Origin of the sequence: Janthinobacterium sp. SUN073 (assembly GCF_030397665.1) — a bacterium.
GTDB lineage: Bacteria > Pseudomonadota > Gammaproteobacteria > Burkholderiales > Burkholderiaceae_D > Janthinobacterium.
In genome coordinates, this window is the sequence record NZ_JAPUBT010000015.1 from 18,012 (window position 1) to 33,189 (window position 15,178).

The following is a 15,178-nucleotide window of genomic DNA, read 5'->3' on the forward strand; positions in this document are numbered from 1 at the left end:
CAAGGGAAGCCCGCAGCGCCCGGCGGCGCTCAGGACGTCATGCGCTCCCAGCCATGTTTGACGGCCGCCTTGAAGTTGTCCCACGCGGACTGGGGATACGTGTGCTCCCACGTGGAACGCAGGTCCGCTTCCACCTCGTCCCATGGGCGGCCCCGGTAGCTGTCGCTGTTGGCCATGGAGTGGCCATAGCGGTAGGCGGGATCGTAGTCCTCGAAGCGCGCGCCGGTGGCGACATAGGTGGCGCTCCAGTGGCTGCGGTAGTACTGCTCGTCGTCGTCGCTGGTGCCGGGCAGGTTGTCGGCGCCGGGGTAGCGGCGTACGTTGGCGCCCGCGTCGGAAGGGGGCGGCGATGCCATGCCGCCCGCAAATTGCTGCGACCTCGCCGTCTCGTTCAGGTTGCCGGCGGACGTGCCTTGCTGCGATGGCGCGCTGGACTGCATGCTGGCGCCCTGGCGTGTCGCGCTGTCGTTGTGCGGCGCGCCTTGCCAGCCGCCGGCGCGCCAGTTGTCGGCGTGCGCATCGATGTCGAGCGGCGCGTAGCGCTCGACGAGGTCGGTGGCGCGCTGGATATCGGCGTCGCTCGCCCCTTCCAGTGTCAGCACGACATGCCCGCGCCGCACGGCTTCCGCATAGATGTGGCGGTCGGCGTGGCTGCCGAACAGGTCCGTAAAGAAATGCTTGACGCTGTCGAGCAGGCTGTCGCTGTCGTCGCGGCGGATGTTTTCCGTGGCGGACATATCTTCACTACCCGCATCGTGCAGGCGGATGCTGGCGCCGGGGAAGCCAGCCGTGATCAGGTCGTGCCGGGCGCGCTCGGCCATGTCGCGCAGGGCGAAAACTGCTGCCAATGTATGTGCCATGATGGTCTCCAATCGGTGAACAACGTCCTTCCAGTGTAGGCCGTGTCAAGCGAAAGGGGCGCTCGTTTGCCGCTTGGAAATCGTTGTGTTCAGCAAATATTGACGACGTGAAATCTCAGTCCGGCGTACCGACGAACGCGCGCAAAAAATCGATAAAGGCGCGCACCTTTTCCGCAATATGCTGGGTGTTCGGATACACGGCATACACGCCCTGCTGCGGGAACACGACGTCGGGCAGCAGGCGGCGCAAACGTCCCGCGCGCACTTCCGCTTCCACCAGCCACTGCGGCAGCAGGGCCACGCCGCAGCCGCCCAGGGCAAAGCCCAGCAGGGCCGAGGCGGAGTCGGAATGGATGGCGGCGTCGTCCTGCGCGGCGAAGGCGGCGGCGCCGTCCGGCGTCTGCACCTCCCAGCGCAGCGGCGAGGCCAGGCGGCTGTGTGCCAGCCAGCGCGCGCGTTGCAAGTCGGGCAAGCTGGCGATGTCCCTGGCGGGCAGGCTGGCCAGGTAGGCGGGCGAGGCGACGGGCCAGATCGCGTAAGGCTCGATCAGCGCGGCGCGGTAGCTCGAATCGTTGAGTGAACCCATGCGGATGGCCAGGTCGTAGCGGCCCGAGATCAGGTCTTCATGCGAGGACGACGAGGAATGCTGGATCTGCAGCTGCGGATGGGCGGCGGCAAAGGCGATCAGCGCGGGGATCACCGTACGGCTGCCGTACTCGACGGTGGTGGTCAGGCGCAAGGTGCCGCGCAAGCCCTGCTGGCCCTGGCGCGCCGTTTCGATGGCGCCGTGCGCTTCGCTCAGCACGCGCTGGCAATCTTCGTAAAAACGCCGCCCCACGTCGGTCAGCGCCAGGCTGCGCGTGCTGCGCGTGAGCAGCGACACGCCCAGCTCCGCCTCCAGCTGTTTCAAGTTGAAACTGACGACGGCCTTGCTCTGGCCCAGCACGGCGGCGGCCGCCGTCAGCGAACCGGCGTCGACGATGGCGATGAAAATACCCAAGCGGTCAAGACTGATCATAAATAAGAATGAGGAGGCATGCGGGTTGTAGAGGTTTGTCAAAATTTCTTTGACAGTGTAATCGGGGCTGGCCCATTACGCAAATGACGATGGGCGCTTAAGCTGGCCGTTTGCCATTCGGAGCACCATGGACTATCGCAAAAAAGTCGCGGCCATCTATCTGCTGGGGTTTTTCGTTGACCTGATCAACATGTTCATCACCAGCGTCGCCTACCCCGACATCGGCCATGCCCTGCACGCTTCGGTGGCGCAGCTGGCCTGGATCAGCACCGGCTACATTCTCGGCTTGACCATCGTCATCCCCGCCAGCGCCTGGCTGGCTGCCTATTATGGCAGCAAAACCGTGTTTATGGCATCGTTGCTAACTTTTTTATGCGCCAGCATCGGCGCCGGCCTGGCGCCCTCGATCGAGGCGCTGATTGCCTGGCGCTGCGTGCAGGGCCTCGGTGGCGGCTTGCTCATTCCGCTGGGCCAAAGCATGACCTACCAGTTATACAAACCTGCCGAGCGCCCTGGCCTGTCCTCCGTCATCATGCTGGTGGGCTTGCTGGCGCCCGCGCTGTCGCCCGCGCTGGGTGGCGTCATCGTCGATAGTCTTTCCTGGCGCTGGATTTTCTACCTGAACGTGCCATTCGCCGCGCTGGCGCTGCTGCTGGCCGCCTGCTGGCTGCGTCCCGACCCACCGCGCGCGCAAGTGCCCCGGCTCGACACGGGTGGCTTGCTGGCGGGTAGCACGGCCATCCTTTTGCTGTTGCTGGGCTTGACGATGCTGGGCACGCCCGGCGATGGCCTGGCTGGCGCCGGCGTGCTGGCGCTGGGCGCCGCCTGCGCCAGGGGCTACGTGCGCGGCGCGCTGCGCAAATCCACACCGCTGCTGAACCTGCGCCTGGCCACCGAACCGCTGCTGCGCGTCTCCATGCTGATGTATCTGCTGGTGCCGGGCGTCTTCATGGGCGTGAGCCTGCTGGCCATGCTGTACCTGCAGGGCGTGCTGGGCATGTCGGCATCCACGGCGGGTGCGCTGATGCTGCCGTGGGCGGTGGCCTCGTTTGCGGCCATTTCACTGACCGGCAAAAGCTATCGCCGCGTGGGTCCGCAACCGCTGTTTATCGCGGGCGCCCTGCTGCAGGCGGCGGGCATGCTGATGCTGCTGCGGGTGGACTCCGCGGGCCAGTTGTTCTGGCTGGCTGGCGCGTATGCCGTGATGGGTTTTGGCGGTGGCTTGTGCAGCAGCACGGCGCAAAGCACGGCGTTTTTGCGCACGCCGGACGGGCAATTGAGCCAGGCCAGCGCCGTGTGGAATATCAACCGCCAGCTGGGATTTTGCCTGGGCGTGGCGCTGCTCAGCGTACTGCTCAATGGCTTGCTGGCGGCGCAGGGCATTGCATCGCTCGACGACCCCGCCCAGCACGCGCGCGCGGTGCAGGTTTTTCACTGGTGTTTTGCCCTCGCCGCCGCCTCGTGCGTGCTGCCGCTGGCGCTGTGCGCGCGCATCGATAACCGCGCCGTTCTCGACCTTTTACATCACCATGGAGTAGCGAAAAAATGAACGCAACGAACCCCTGTTTTGACGACGTTTTATCCACGCACGCGCTGATCCGCGACTGGCTTTCCGGCGAGGCGGCGGCACCAGAATATTGCGCCCAATTGCTGGTGCGTTTTGCACCCGCTTTCACGATGGTGGCGCCCGGAGGCAAGCAGCTCGATCACGCCGGCTTGACGGCATTTTTCCGTGCTGCCGGCGGTAGCCGTCCGGGTTTGCAGATGCGCCTTTCCGACCTCGTTTTAATCCAGGACAGCGCGGCCGGCGCCACCGTGTCCTACCGCGAATGCCAGTCGCTGCCGGGTGGAGAAAACACCGAGCGCCTGTCGACCGTCGTGTATGACAAAACACCCACTGGCGCCCTGCTGTGGCGCCATCTGCACGAAACGTGGGTAGCTTAATTTAACTCAAATCATGCAAGTCTTTTTGCTGCGCCGGAGCGATGGAAAACTGCGAAAAAACCACTTCCAGGCCACCACGTTCCGGCGTGCAGCACATGGGCCCCACCAGATAGCGCGCGGCCACGGGAAACGGCGCCAGGCGCAGCAGCGGCCAGCGCTGGCCATCGGTGGAATACTGCACCCGGATCACGCCCTTTTCCACCGTCACGCGCAGCCAGAGGCCGTCCGGCATGGCGGGCGCCAAGCTGACGGCCCAGTCCGATTTATCCACCGTCAGCACGCTGCTCAACAAGAGCTGGCCGTCGGAAAATTCGACGCCGCACTTGATCCAGTTGTCCGCATCAATGCGCACCATCATGCCGGCCTGGTCGTACAGCGATGCGTACTGCGCCGCCACGTGCAGCTGCGCCGTAAAATCACCGTCGATTTGCGTGCCGAAAAAGTGGCCGCTGTCGCGTATAAAACCATACGAAGTCTTGCGCCAGAAGTCGGTTTTTTCATCCGTCGTCACGCGCAATTGCGCGCCGTCGGCGGACCAGTTTTCCGGTGGATTGAGCCAACTGCCTTGCGTGAACATCGCGTGCCTTTCCGAGTTAAAAAGATCACATAGTTTGCCCCCATCCCAGCGCCTTGTACAGGGCAATCGCATCGATGTAGGACGCCGTTTCCGCCAGCAGCGCTTCGCGCCGGATATCGAACAAGGCGCGCTGATTTTCCAGCACCGCCTGGTAGCTGCCGGCACCACCCTGATAGCGCGTGCTGGCAATGCCGAGCGCCGCATTGCCGTGGCGCGCCGACTGCAGCAATGACGCCAACCGCGTCTGGTTTTCCGCCAGCTGCGTGACGGCGTTTTCCACGTCTTCCTGCGCCATCAGTATCGTTTGTTCATAGCGCGCCAGCGCGCCCTGCGCCTCGGCCTGTGTACCGCGCAAACGTGCCCGCACGCTTCCCAGCCGGAAGGCCGGATAGCTGACGGAAGGTGCCACCTCGAAGGCGCGCGCACCGCCGTCGAACACGCCGCTGCCGCGCAGCGCGAAGAAGCCGAGGAAGCCGCCGAGACTCAGGCGCGGATACAGGTCCGCCGTGGCGGCGCCGACGTCTTCGCTGGAGGCGGCAAGCAGGCGCTCGGCGCGCACCACGTCGGGACGGCGCTTGATCAGCTGGTTGACGTCGCCCAGCGGCAGCTGGCCCGCCAGCGGCGCCTGTTGCCGCGGCGTCGTGGCCAGGGCGATGGCGCCGGGCGCTTGTCCGCTCAGCACATCGAGCCGGTATTGCGCCTGGAGTAAACCCGCCTGCAACGGCGGCAGCATTGCCTCGCTGCGCGCCAGGTTGGCCAGCGCGTTGTGGCGCTCTTCCGGCAAGCCGCCGCCGGCGCGGATGCGCGCGTCGGTCAATGCCACCGTATCGCGCCAGCTGTGCACCTGCGCCTGCGTCAGCGCCAGGTTTTGCTGGTAGCCCAGCGCCTCGTAGTAATTGCGCGCCACCTCGGCGGCGATCGTCAGCTGTACTTGCCGCAAGTCCGCCTGCGCCGCGTCGGCGCGCGCCTGTGCCGAGCGGGTGATATGCGCGAGGCGGCCGAACAGGTCGATCTCCCATTGCGCGTCGAAACCCACGCGCGTACTCGCATTGGCGGCGCGGCTGTCCGGCGTGTTTTGCCGCACCTGGCGCTGCCATCCCGCCTGGCTGGTGACGGCAGGCAGTTCATCGAGGCGGCGCTCGTCGAAGATGGCGCGCGCGGCCAGCAGGTTGGCCTGCGCCTGTGCGATATCGAGGTTGTGTTCGAGCGCGCTGGCGATCAGCTGCGACAGCCGTGCATCGTCGAAAAACGTCCACCAGGCGGCCGTTGCCGTTTGACCTGGCGCAAACTGCGCTTGCTGCGGGCTGGCCAGGGTGATGGCGGGCGTGCCCGGCGTGACGTAGGCGGGGCTGATGGCGCAGCCGGCCAGAATAGGGAAAAGGCAGACGAAATAGCGGTAATTTTTCATGGGGATTCCTTCAGCGCCTGCGACAAATCGCGGGCGCGCGGCGTGGCATGGTCGGCCGTGTGGCGGCGGGCCAAAAAGGTGTACACGGTGGGCAGCACGAACAGGGTGAAGAAGGTGCCGATCAACATGCCCGAGACGATCACCACGCCCAGGCCGAAGCGGCTGTTGGCGCCCGCGCCGGAAGCGAACAGCAGCGGCACCAGGCCCACCACCATGGCGGCCGTCGTCATCAAAATCGGGCGCAAGCGGATCTGCGCCGCCTTGCGGATGGCGCTGAGGCGGCCCAGCTGTTCATGCACCTGCAATTCATTGGCAAATTCCACCATCAAGATGCCGTGCTTGCTGATCAAGCCAATCAGGGTCACCAGGCCGATCTGCGTGTAGATGTTGACGGTGGCGTAGCCCAGCGCCAGCGGGATCAGCGCGCCGCAGATCGACAGCGGCACCGTGATCAGGATGATCAGCGGGTCCGTCAGGCTTTCATACTGGGCCGCCAGCACCAGGTAAATCACGACGACGGCCGCCAAAAAGGCCAGCAGCAGCGCATTGCCTTCCGTGGCGAACTGGCGCGCGTCCGATTGCCAGTCGTAGCTGAAGCCCGGTGGCAGCGTTTTGGCCACGCCATCGAGGAAGGTCACGGCGTCGCCCAGGGTCACGCCTGGTGCGGGCACGCCCTGGAAGGTGGCCGCGTTTTGCTGGTTGAATTGCGTCAGCATGTTCGGCTCGATTTGCTCCGTTACCGAGACCACGGCGGACAGGGGCAGCAGGCTGCCATCGTCGGCGCGCACGTACTGCTGCGTCAGGGCTTGCGCCGTGAGCCGCTGCTCGCGCGGGCTTTGCGCGATGACGTCATACGCGCGGCCATCCATGCCGAAGCGGTTCAGATAATTTTCGCCCACCAGCACGGCCAGCGATTCGCCGATGTCCTGCATGCGGATGCCCAGGCTGTTCGCCTTGGAGCGGTCCACGCGCACTTTGACCACCGGGTTGTTGTAATCGAGGTCGCTGTCGACGACGGCGAACAGGCCGCTTGCGCGCGCGCGCTGCTTGACGTCTTCCATGGTGCGGAACAGGGTGGCGTAATCCTGCGCGCTGCGCAGCACCATCTGCACGGGCAAGCCGCCGCTCGATCCGGGCAAGGGTGCCAGCTGGAAGGCGAAGATGCTGGTGCCTTCCACGTCGCCCACGGCATGCTGTAGTTCGGCCTGGATGACGGCCGCGTTGCGCGAGCGTTCGGCCCACGGCGTCAGGTTGATGCCGCCGATGCTCGATGCCGGGACTTCGCCGCCGTTGATGATCCAGCGCGAGTGCGTTTCGGGGATATTTTTGTAGATGGTATCGAGCTTGTACGAGAAGCGTTCGACGTAATCGAGGTTGGCGTGCTGCGGCGCCTTGATCGCTGTCAGCACGCTGGCCTGGTCTTCCGCCGGTGCCAGTTCGCGCTGCGGCATCAGGTACAAAAACGGCAAACTCACCATCACCAGCGCGGCGAAACCGGCGCTCAGCCAGCGGTGGTGCAGCGAGCGGTCCAACAGGCGCGCATAGCGCGTGGTCAAGCCTTCGAAGAAATGCTCGGCGGCGCGTGCCATGCGCCCTTCCGATTGCTTCGGCTGCAGCAGCAAGGAGCTCATCACGGGAGACAAGGTCAGCGCCACCACGCCAGACACCACCACGGCGCCGGCCAGGGTCAGCGCGAATTCCTTGAACAGCGCGCCCGTGAGTCCCCCCATCATGCCGATCGGCGCATACACGGCCGCCAGTGTGATGGTCATGGCGATGACGGGACCGGCCACTTCGCGCGCGCCGACCAGCGCGGCCGCCACGGGCGTCTTGCCTTCCTCGATATGCCGGTGCACGTTTTCCACCACGACGATGGCGTCGTCGACCACCAGGCCCACGGCCAGCACCATCGCCAGCAAGGTCAGTAGATTGATGCTGAAGCCGAAAGCCAGCATCAGCGCCGCCGCGCCCAGCATCGACAGCGGAATCGTCACGACGGGAATCAGCACGGAGCGCAAGGAACCCATGCACAAATAGATGACGATGACGACAATGAGAAGCGCTTCGAGCAGCGTGTGCGCCACCTCGTCGATGGACGACTGGATGAAGCGCGCCGTCTCGAACGCCAGCTCGACTTTCACGCCCGGCGGCAGGGTTTTCTGGATTTCTGGCAGCAGTTTCTTGATGCCGTCGACGATCACCAGCGGGTTGCCGCCGGGCGTGGGCGACAGGCCGAGATACACGGCCGGCACGCCGTCCATGATGCCGCTCGTCTCCGTGGCGGCCGCGCCCAGTTCCACCGTGCCCACGTCCTTCAAACGCACGAGCGATGCGCTGTCTTTGGCATCGCCGCCCTTGGTGATGACCATGTCGCGGAACTCCGCCACGCTGGTCAGATCCGTGTTGACGCTGATGTTCGAGACGACGAATTGTCCTTTCACTTTGCCGGGCGCCGCCTGGTAGTTATTGCGCCGCACGGCGTCGGCCACGTCGGCCGCCGTCAAGCCGCGCGCCGCTAATTTTGCCGGGTCGATCCACAAACGCATGGCCAGCTGCTGGCCGCCATACACGTCGACTTTCGCCACGCCGTCGATGGTGGCGAACATCGGCTGCACCACGCGCGCCAGATAATCGGTCAGCGCGGGCGCCGAGACGCTCTCGCTGGCAAAGCCCACATAGGCGACGGCCGAGGAGTCGCCGGCCGCGCGCTCGATGACGGGGTCAAAAGCGCCTTCGGGCAGCTTGTAGCGCACCTGGTTCACCTTGGCCATGACTTCCGTCAGCGCCTGCGTGGAATCGCGGTTCAGCTCCATGCGCACGGTGACCGTGCTGCTGCCCTGCACCGAGGACGACGTCAGGTAATCGATGCCTTCCACCGACGACACGGCTTGCGCAATCGGCTGCGTGACAAAACCCTGCATCAGTTCCGCCGAGGCGCCCGGATAGTTGGTGGTGACGGTGATGGTGGACGATTCGAGCATCGGGTATTGGCGTATCGGTAGCTGCAGGAGGGCGATCACGCCCAGCATCAGTATCAAGGTGCTGATCACCAGCGCCAGCACGGGGCGGCGTACGAACAGATCGGTAAATTTCATGGTGGCGCGCTCCTCTTACGAGCCGGCCTTGGGCGCGGCGCGTTTGGCCTCGTCCAGGGTGTTGGCCACCGCTTGCACGGCCATGCCGTCGGCCAGTTTCAGCTGGCCCGAAGCGACCACGCGCTGCCCTTCGCGCAAGCCGTCGATGATGGCTACGCGGCCCCCTGCCCGCTCACCCAGTTTCACGCCCACGCGCTTGACGGTGAGCGGCTGTTTGCCTTCCTGCTGCGCGACGAAGACCGTGTCGCCATAGGCGCTGTAGGTCACCGCCGTTTCCGGCACCGTCAGCTGCTGGCCCGCCGCTCGCGCCACGCGCACATTCGCGTACATGCCTGCTTTCAGGGCGCTGCGGGGATTGGCGAGCGTCGCCTGCACCTGCACCATGCGCGAGCGGGCGATCAGCGGGTCGATGGCGTTGATCTTCGCTGTAAAAACGTCGCCGGGATAGGCATCCACCAGCACTTGCACGGCCTGGCCCGGCGCCAGTTTCGCGCTGCTCTGTTCATCGAGGGCGAAGTTCACCAGCAGCGACTTCGTATCGATCAGGCTGGCTACCGTATCGGCCGTGTTCAGATACTGGCCCGCGTGCACCTTGCGGATGCCCAGCTGCCCCGCGAACGGCGCGCGGATGGTCTTTTGCGCGATCAGCGCTTCCGTCTGGCGCACGTCACCCATGGCCGCGTCGCGCGCGGCCAGGGCGCTATCCAATTGCTCCTGCGTGGCCGCCTTTTCCTTGACCATCTGCGCCGTGCGCGCATGGCTGTTTTCCGCGTTTTTCAACTGTGCGCGCTGGCGCAGCAGCATTGCCTGTTCTTGGGCGTCATTCAGCTGTACCAGCACGGCGCCAGCTGCCACCTGCTGCCCCGATTCGAAGCGGATGTGCGTCACGCGTCCGCCCGTTTCGGCGGCCACCTGCACCTGGCGCGCCGCTTCCAGCTCGCCCACGCCGGCGAAGTAGCGTTCCTGTGTGCCCAGCACGACGGGCACCAGCGCCACCTTGGTGGCCGGAGTGGCGGCGGCATCGGCCGCATGGGAGTCGGCACGGGGGTACAGCGCGGCGCCCGCGACGGCCAGGGTGATGGCCAGCGCGGAAGCGCCAACGAGTTTCGTATTCATGATGCAGTCCTTTTTACAGCGGGGAAGAAGAGGCGCAGCGGAGGCTGATCAGGTCCGCTGCGCGTTGAAGAGGAAGAACAAACCCAGGGTCCACAGCAGCAGCACCAAATGCGTCGTCTGCAAGCCTTCCTGCGCGATCCAGTAGCCGAACCACAGGCCGCCCAGGTGCATCAGCAGCAAAAAGGCGGCCATGGCGCACAGGGCCAGGTTCAGCCAGGGCAAGCCGGCGGCCAGGCCGCCGCCGAGAAACAGCGCCACGCCCGTCCAGGCGGCGCTGGCGGCGGCAAGCTGCAAGGCCAGCACCACACCCAGCGACAGCCGGTGCAAGGTCAATGAGGTGAGCGCGCGGCGCAGCAGCGGCGTCTGGATGGTCGGGTCCTGGCGCAGCGGATCCATGCGCATGGTGTTGCCGATGGCCCAGACGGAGCCGTGGAAGGCGTGCAGGTTGTTGATGGCGGCCAGGGTGAGCCAGATGGCCAGGCCGGTAGCGAGAATGGCGTGAAACAGCCAGATCGAGTGCTGCAGCTGCATAAGAAATCCAGTCCAAAGAGTGTCTTGCCGGCACGTGGACGTGGAAACTCCTCGACAGCGGAGAGCTACCGGCCTATTATGCAAGCGATTAGTTGGTTAACTGGCCCCATGATAGTTGAGCGAAATGAATTACACAAGTAAACGTTTGGATAATAGCGAAGCGCCGCAAACCACGGAGCGCATCCTGTATTTCATCAAGACCAAGGGACCTGTCTCCACGGCGACCCTGGCCAAGACCCTGGACATGACGGGCGAGGCGGCGCGCCAGCAAGTGCAAAAGCTGGTGGCGGCGGGTCTGATCGAGGGGCGCCAGGAAGCGCAGGCGGGGGCCGGGCGGCCGCGCCAGAACTGGGTCTTGACGGAAGCGGGCAATGCGCGTTTTCCCGACACGCATGCGCAGCTGACGATCAAGCTGATCGGCTCGGTGCGCCAGCTGTTCGGCGAAGCGGGCTTGGATAAACTCATCACGCAGCGCGAAGAGGAAAGCCGCGGCGCGTACGCGCTGGCGTGCTCGGCGCCGGACTTGCCCACGCGCTTGCAGCAGCTGGCCGCCGTGCGCGATGAAGAGGGCTATATGGCCCGTGTGGAAGCGGATGGCGACGACTGGCTGCTGATCGAAGACCACTGCCCCATCTGCGCCGCCGCGCGCACTTGCCAGGGGTTTTGCCGCTCCGAACTGCAGCTGTTCCGGGAAGTGGTGGGACCGAACGCCAGCATCGTGCGCGAGCAGCATGTGCTGGCGAACGCCATGCGCTGCGTGTATCGGATCAGGGCGCTGCCCTAGTCTTTCGGAAACAGCGGCCAGGTCAGCAGCGCCACCAGTCCCGCCAGCCACCAGACGACGGGCCAGCTGCTGGCCGCCAGCAGGTGCGGGATGGCCATCGGCGTGAGGAACAGTCCCACGTAGACGGCCGTATTCGCCATGCCCAGGGCCGTGCCCGCATTGGCGCCGCCCGCTTCCGTCGCCAGCTCCGTGTAGGCCACGCCATGCCAGGCGGATACGGCGATGCCGGCAGCCACCACGGCGGCCATCTGCAGCCAGCCCGGCGCATGCGTCCAGGCGATGCATCCGAGCAAAATGAACGAGGCCAGTGCCACCAGGGCCGAGCCGCGCAAGTAGGCCGGTCGGTTCGCGTGGTGGTCCGTGTGGCGCCCGCTCCAGATGCGCATCACCATGGCGCCTGCCTGCAGGGCCACCATCACGGCCGTGATGGCCGCCAGGCCCAGGTGGCCATGGTCGTGCAGGAACACGGTGGCGTAACTGAGCACGGCAAACTGCGGCACGCACAGCAAGCCGATGGCCGCCACCATGCGCCAGACTTTACGATTGCGTAGAGGTTGCGGTGGCATCACCTCAGACACGCCCATGGGCGTGTTTTGCGGCCCCTTGGCGGCCTCTGCAGTGAAATCGGGTTCATGCATCCAGCGCCACGTAAAAAACGCCGACAGGCCGCATACGAGGGCCAGGGCGCCAAACACGGGCATGAAGCCATAGGACGATGCCAGGCTGGGCAGGACGAGGGCGCCAAGGCCGCCGCCGAGCGGCACGGCTGTCTGGCGGATGCTCATGGCGAAACCCCGTTCGCCGGCGCCGAACCAGCGCATCACGGCGCGGCCGCTGGCGCCATTCACGCTGCCGCCCAGCACGCCCACCAGCGCCAGCCCGGCCGCCAGCGCCCATAACGGCGGCACCGTGCCGTCAGCGGGCGTGATCCACAGCAGCAAGGTCAACAGCGCCAGCATGGTGCCCAGCAAGCCCGTCAGCAGCACGGGGCGGTCGCCCCAGCGGTCGGTGGCCATACCCCATGGCAATTCGGTCAGGGCCACGCCCAGGCCCATGGCGCCCAGCGCCACCCCCAGTTGCGTATTGCTCAGGTGATAGCCGCTGCGCAGCCAGATGGCCGTGGTGGGCATGCCGTTGGCGGCGGCGGAAAAGCTGGCATTGGCCGCCACGCCGACGGCCAGTACTTTCCAGCGGTGGGCATCGCCCAGCGCTGGCGCGGTGACGGGAACAGGAATGGCTTGGCAGCTGGTGCTCATGGCAGGGAGGGAAAAGTGGTTGACCCTGACAGTGTTGCGCAGTACGATCGTTCTGAATATCAGATAATTTACGCCACACCATCCCATAAAACAGGACGATTGCATTTGCCCCATGAGCCTGCTGAATTTCGACATCGCCTTCCTGCGCAGCTATGTGGCTGGCATCGAGCTGGGCAGCTTTGCCCGCGCGGCCGACAAGGTGGGCCGTTCCACCTCGGCCGTCAGCGCGCAGCTGAAAAAACTCGAGGAGCAGGCGGGCATGCCCCTGTTCCGCAAGGATGGCCGGGGGCTGGCGCTGACGCCGTCCGGCGAAGTCCTGCTCGGCTATGCGCGCCGGCTGCTGGAACTGAACGACGAGGCGGCCGTCGCCCTGCGCGGCGCGGAACTGGAAGGCTGGATCAGGCTGGGTTTGCAGGAGGATTTTGGCGAAGCCTTGCTGCCCGATGTGCTGGGGCGTTTTGCCCGTGCGCATCCGAAAGTACGCATCGAGGCGCACGTGGCGCGCAACACGGCCTTGATGCAAGGTCTGGCCATGGGCCAGCTGGACCTGGCCCTGCTGTGGGGCGGCGCCTGCATCGCCGATGTGGCGCAGTACCCGCTGCCGCAGCGCCAGCAGATTGCCGAACCGGCCATGCGCTGGATCGCCTCGTCCAGCCTGGCCTGGCGTCCCGAATCGGGCGAGCCTTTGCCCTTGATTACGTTTGACCGCGACTGCCTGTTCCAGCGCTGCGCCACGCAGGCGCTCGATGGGGCCGGCATCGCCTGGCGCACGGCGTTTACCAGCCCCAGCCTGGCGGGACTTTGGGCGGCGGCGGCCGCCGGGCTGGGCGTGACGGTGCGCACGGCGTACGGCCTGCCCTCGTCCGTGCGCGCACTCGATCATGTGGACGCAGGCCTGCCCGCCCTGCCCGCGCTGTCGCTGGAATTGCTGCGCGCCTCCAGCGTGTCCAGGCCGCCCGTTGAGCGGCTGGCTGATTTGATCATCGCCGCGCTGCGGGACAGTCCCGCCTGATACTCGCGCGGGTCGGCGCAGGTACGCAACTGACTGGACTGGCGTTTGACCCGATGCCAGGCCTTCCCGCCATGGGACCTCTACATTGATTGCCCACGGAGCGGGCTGCTGGCGCTGCTTGACATGGGCAGTTCTCAGGTTGTTTGCCAATGGAAACAGATTCCATCTTGCATTATCTGCAAATCAGCCACTTTCCGCTTCATGCCATTGTTCGTGTCGAGTACGCAAAAATCGCATGCCTGAATTTCCTGTTCCAAGCGATCTACCTCGACGAAAAGTTGATCGTTGGCGGCTTGTTCCAAATTCTTGAACAAGGTCGCGTAGGCGGAAAATGCCGCCACGGGAAGAAAGTCTCCGAGAACAAGCTCCTTCTCGGACAAGATGCATATTTCTCCAATGATCGTTCCAGAACGATCCAATAGTCTCAGGCTCATAGGGTGATGGACATTTTCTAGTTATCTCAGGTGGTCCCGTCATGCGCGCGATGCGGGGTTGGTCATTGTACGGCGCCATCGTTGCGCGCAATCAGCACTTGCACGGGCGCCATGGGGAAATCGCTGGCGCCGTACTGCTCCACTTGCCGCCAGCCCATGTCGCGCAGCAATTGTGCCAATTCCCCCTGGCGCGTTACCGTACGACCCAGCATGCGCATCGGCAAGTAATACGGCAGCACGCGCGCCGCGTCAACGGGCGCCGGGGCGATTTCCGCCTGCACGCAGACGAAGACGCCACCGGGTTTCAAGGCCGCATGGATCTTGCGCAAGGCCGCCGCCATGTCGGGCACGAAGTGCAGCACGGACGAACACCAGATGAGGTCGTAACCGTTGCCGATGTCGTCGCTGTCCAGGTCGCCGCCCACCGTCTCCAGGCGGTCAGCGAGTTGCGCATGGACGATGTTGGCGGCCGCCACGGCCACCGTTTCCGGCCAGTCGAAAACGCAGCCGTGCAAGCCCGCATGGGCTTGCGCCAGCGCAATGGCAACCCAGCCCGGTCCGCCACCCACATCGAGCAGGCGCAGCGGTGTGTTGCCGTCTGCAAACGGGGCGATCCGTTGCATCACGGACAGGGCTGCGCGCATGGTGACGGCGCGTTGTTCCTGGCCGATCTGCTGCTGCGCGGCAACGGCCCAGTTGACTCCATTTGCCGTGCTGTACGGTGCGGCCTTGCCGCCCTCGCGCACCAGCGTACTGAGCTGTGTGGCGAAGTGGCGCAGCGCATGCAGCCGGTACAGCCAGGCGTCGCCGCAAAAAGCCACGGAGTTGCGGCAAAAATACTGCAAGGTGGCGGCCGTGCAGCGGTAGCGCTGAGCGCTTGCATCTGCATCTGCAGCGGCCCCGTCGCGTTCCAGCACCTGCATGCTCCAGAGCAGTTCCAGCAGCAGTGCCGTGTGCGGTGCGTGCAGCGACAGGGCTTCGGCCAGCTGCGCCGGCGTGTGCGGCGTGGACAGCACCTCGAAAATGCCCAGTTCCAGGGCGGCGGCCAACCCGTCCGCCTGCACGGGCGCGACGGCCAGGTCCCAATACGGTTGCAAGGCGTGTTGCGTGGTAAACGACATGGTATTTCCTTTCGGCGAGGTA

General features: G+C 65.3%; 14 protein-coding genes. 4 read left to right on the forward strand and 10 right to left on the reverse strand.

What is annotated here, in order from left to right:
• Positions 1-29: 29 nt before the first annotated feature.
• Together O0882_RS26900 and O0882_RS26905 are read right to left on the reverse strand one after the other, a co-directional pair.
• Positions 30-860, reverse strand: a complete 831-nt coding sequence (locus O0882_RS26900) for a hypothetical protein (protein WP_289952983.1) — start codon at positions 858-860, stop codon at positions 30-32.
• A gap of 115 nt (positions 861-975) precedes the next feature.
• Positions 976-1,878, reverse strand: coding sequence for a LysR family transcriptional regulator (locus tag O0882_RS26905; RefSeq protein WP_289952984.1), 903 nt, complete (start codon positions 1,876-1,878; stop codon positions 976-978).
• A 127-nt stretch (positions 1,879-2,005) separates the two neighbouring features.
• Here O0882_RS26905 and O0882_RS26910 point away from each other — a divergent pair, with 127 nt between their 5' ends.
• The gene (locus tag O0882_RS26910; RefSeq protein WP_289952986.1) at positions 2,006-3,427 is read left to right on the forward strand and encodes an MFS transporter; all 1,422 of its coding nucleotides are present in this window, start codon (positions 2,006-2,008) and stop codon (positions 3,425-3,427) included.
• Entirely contained in the window at positions 3,424-3,822 is a 399-nt protein-coding gene (locus O0882_RS26915) for a DUF4440 domain-containing protein (protein WP_289952988.1), read from the forward strand. Before O0882_RS26910 ends, O0882_RS26915 begins: the two co-directional genes overlap by 4 nt.
• A gap of 1 nt (position 3,823) precedes the next feature.
• On the opposite strand, the gene O0882_RS26920 is transcribed toward O0882_RS26915, so the two are convergent.
• From O0882_RS26920 to O0882_RS26940, 5 genes are read right to left on the reverse strand one after another with little or no spacing between them, the layout of a single operon-like run.
• Entirely contained in the window at positions 3,824-4,399 is a 576-nt protein-coding gene (locus O0882_RS26920) for a DUF1349 domain-containing protein (RefSeq protein ID WP_289952989.1), read from the reverse strand.
• 25 nt (positions 4,400-4,424) lie between these two features.
• Positions 4,425-5,807 (reverse strand): TolC family protein, encoded by a 1,383-nt coding sequence (locus O0882_RS26925; RefSeq protein ID WP_289952991.1) that lies wholly within the window; start codon positions 5,805-5,807, stop codon positions 4,425-4,427.
• A complete protein-coding gene (locus O0882_RS26930) occupies positions 5,804-8,902 on the reverse strand; it encodes a MexW/MexI family multidrug efflux RND transporter permease subunit (protein WP_289952992.1) in 3,099 nt (1,032 codons plus the stop codon). Before O0882_RS26930 ends, O0882_RS26925 begins: the two co-directional genes overlap by 4 nt.
• Positions 8,903-8,917: 15 nt before the next feature.
• Entirely contained in the window at positions 8,918-10,018 is a 1,101-nt protein-coding gene (locus tag O0882_RS26935) for an efflux RND transporter periplasmic adaptor subunit (protein ID WP_289952994.1), read from the reverse strand.
• A 48-nt stretch (positions 10,019-10,066) separates the two neighbouring features.
• The gene (locus tag O0882_RS26940; protein WP_289952995.1) at positions 10,067-10,549 is read right to left on the reverse strand and encodes a DUF2165 family protein; all 483 of its coding nucleotides are present in this window, start codon (positions 10,547-10,549) and stop codon (positions 10,067-10,069) included.
• Between the two features lie 124 nt (positions 10,550-10,673).
• On the opposite strand from O0882_RS26940, the gene O0882_RS26945 reads away from it, so the two are divergent.
• Positions 10,674-11,333 carry a MarR family transcriptional regulator gene (locus O0882_RS26945; RefSeq protein WP_289952997.1) on the forward strand — a complete coding sequence of 220 codons (660 nt, stop codon included), beginning with the start codon at positions 10,674-10,676 and terminating at the stop codon, positions 11,331-11,333.
• Here the strand turns inward: O0882_RS26945 and O0882_RS26950 are convergent.
• Complete coding sequence (locus O0882_RS26950) at positions 11,330-12,589, reverse strand: MFS transporter (RefSeq protein WP_289952998.1); 1,260 nt, start codon at positions 12,587-12,589, stop codon at positions 11,330-11,332. The two genes, O0882_RS26945 and O0882_RS26950, sit on opposite strands and share 4 nt — an antisense overlap.
• A 112-nt stretch (positions 12,590-12,701) precedes the next feature.
• Here O0882_RS26950 and O0882_RS26955 point away from each other — a divergent pair, with 112 nt between their 5' ends.
• Positions 12,702-13,601 (forward strand): LysR substrate-binding domain-containing protein, encoded by a 900-nt coding sequence (locus O0882_RS26955; RefSeq protein WP_289952999.1) that lies wholly within the window; start codon positions 12,702-12,704, stop codon positions 13,599-13,601.
• A gap of 134 nt (positions 13,602-13,735) precedes the next feature.
• On the opposite strand, the gene O0882_RS26960 is transcribed toward O0882_RS26955, so the two are convergent.
• Together O0882_RS26960 and O0882_RS26965 are read right to left on the reverse strand one after the other, a co-directional pair.
• Positions 13,736-13,981, reverse strand: a complete 246-nt coding sequence (locus O0882_RS26960; RefSeq protein WP_289953001.1) for a hypothetical protein — start codon at positions 13,979-13,981, stop codon at positions 13,736-13,738.
• 116 nt (positions 13,982-14,097) lie between these two features.
• Positions 14,098-15,156 (reverse strand): class I SAM-dependent methyltransferase, encoded by a 1,059-nt coding sequence (locus O0882_RS26965; RefSeq protein WP_289953002.1) that lies wholly within the window; start codon positions 15,154-15,156, stop codon positions 14,098-14,100.
• Positions 15,157-15,178: the final 22 nt, after the last annotated feature.